Annotated in this window: 2 protein-coding genes; both read left to right on the top strand. The window is 40.1% G+C overall.

Translation table 11 applies throughout. The features are described from left to right. Window positions 1–1,047, top strand: a 1,047-nt coding sequence (locus tag WYK_RS06120; RefSeq protein ID WP_040373678.1) for a methyl-accepting chemotaxis protein, incomplete at its 5' end; no start/stop codon positions are given. Window positions 1,048–1,193: 146 nt separating this feature from the next. Then, a partial coding sequence (locus WYK_RS06115) for a ring-cleaving dioxygenase (protein ID WP_040373677.1) occupies window positions 1,194–2,167 on the top strand: 974 nt, incomplete at its 3' end.

Here is a 2,167-nt window from a genome sequence, read left to right as displayed (position 1 = left end):
AATTTTCTAATGATCAATGAGTATGCAGAAAGTCTCGAGTCAGGTGATGAACTAAGAGAGATAGAAGAAAAACATGGTCATGATTCCTTGCTGAGGATTCATCAAGCCGTGAACAAAATCGCAAAGCTGATAGGCCGCTTGAAAGCGGGAATTGCAACAGCTGACAGCCATACAGAAGAATTGTCCGCGACAACAACCGAGCTGATTTTTATTATGGAAGATATGAAAGAAACTATTCATTCCATGTCGGAGGGGTCGCTTGAATTAAGTGCCTCTACTGAGCAAATTAGTCAGACGACCAATCATATAGAAATGGCGACGAAAAGGCTATCTGAAAAGGCTGAGGAAAGCGGCCGGGTAGCTCTTAAGATTAAAGAGCGTGCTTCACAAGTGAAAGAAGATGCAAGCAGTTCCGCTGAGTCTTCGTATGCAATGTATATTGAAAAAGAAGCCAATATTATAGAAGTAATTGAAAAGGTAAAAGTGGTAGAAGAAATCAAGTACTTGGCAGATACTATTGGCAGTATTGCTGGACAAACCAATTTGCTTGCGTTAAATGCATCAATTGAGGCAGCTAGAGCAGGAGAAGCAGGTAAAGGGTTTGCCGTGGTTGCTGAAGAAATCAGAAAGCTTGCTGAACAGTCTGCACAATCCGTTGATAATATTCATCGTGTGACGGATCAAGTACAAAATGCGTTTGCCAATTTGACCGTAAATTCAACAGGTATTCTAGAATACATGAATATGAAGGTCAAGCCCGATTATGATAAATTCGTCGAAGTTGGGAAACAATACGAGAAGGATGCAGAATTTATTAATAAAATGTCCAATGATTTAGCAGGTGCGTCTAAGCAAATGGCTGAATCAATTGAAGAATTAAACCACGCGATTCGAAGTGTGACAACAAATAGTCAGCACTCAGCATCAGCTAATGAAGACATTCTATTTACTATTTCCGAAGTTTCCTTAGCGATTAAAGAGGTGGCGGATAACGTTCAAGCTCAACATCGGCTCACATCAAGCGTGAATCAATTATTCAATTCATAATAAAGGACAACAGATTGTAGAGAACGTAACGCTTCTCTACAATTTTTTTGTATATGACTAGGTAACACTATGGACAGAGCGAATGAATTATGATATCTTTAATTCAAGATAAACGTATTCAAGATAATTTTAAGGGGTTGAAGGTAATGAATGGTTTAAAAGGCTTACATCACGTTACAGCGATTACAAGCAGTGCGGAAAAGAATTATGAATTTTTTACCTATGTGTTAGGGATGCGTTTAGTAAAGAAAACAGTCAATCAAGATGATATTCAAACGTATCATTTGTTTTTCGCGGACGATATTGGCGGAGCGGGTACAGATATGACATTCTTTGATTTTCCTGGAGTTTCTAAAGGTGTACACGGAACAAATGAGATTTCAAAAACATCTTTTCGTGTTCCAACGGATGAAGCATTAACATACTTTGCAAAAAGATTCGATCGTTTAGATGTAAAGCATACCGGAATCAAAGAACAGTTCGGGAAACAGACGCTTTCCTTTGTCGATTTTGATGATCAGCACTATCAGTTGATCTCTGATGAGAATAATGAAGGCGTAGCGGCTGGTGTACCATGGCAAAACGGTCCGATTCCATTAGAATATGCCATTACTGGATTAGGACCTATATTTGTCCGTATAGCTGATTTTGATTATTTTAAAGAAATGCTCGAGAAAGTTTTACAATTTAAAGAGATTGGGAAAGAAGGACAGTTCCACCTATTTGAAGTAGGAGAAGGCGGCAATGGTGCACAGGTTGTAGTAGAGCATAATACTGTTCTTCCTCAAGCTCGTCAAGGTTTTGGTACCGTTCACCATACGGCATTCCGCGTAGAAGATCGGGAAGTTTTAGAGCAGTGGATTAAGCGGATGGAGAGCTTTGGCTTCCAAACATCCGGCTATGTCAACCGTCACTTCTTTGAATCTCTTTATGTAAGAGTGGCTCCGCAGATTCTCTTTGAGTTCGCAACAGACGGTCCTGGTTTCATGGGAGACGAACCGTATGAAACGCTAGGAGAAAAATTATCACTACCGCCGTTCTTGGAGCCGAAGCGTGAACAAATTGAAAAGCTGGTTCGCCCGATTGACACAGTAAGAAGTACGCGAGACGATGATAAAAG

Origin of the sequence: Peribacillus psychrosaccharolyticus ATCC 23296 (genome assembly GCF_000305495.1) — a bacterium.
In the GTDB taxonomy this organism is placed as follows: Bacteria; Bacillota; Bacilli; order Bacillales; family DSM-1321; genus Peribacillus; species Peribacillus psychrosaccharolyticus.
Note: the sequence above shows the minus strand (reverse complement) of the source record. Positions and strands in the feature narration are given on the sequence as shown.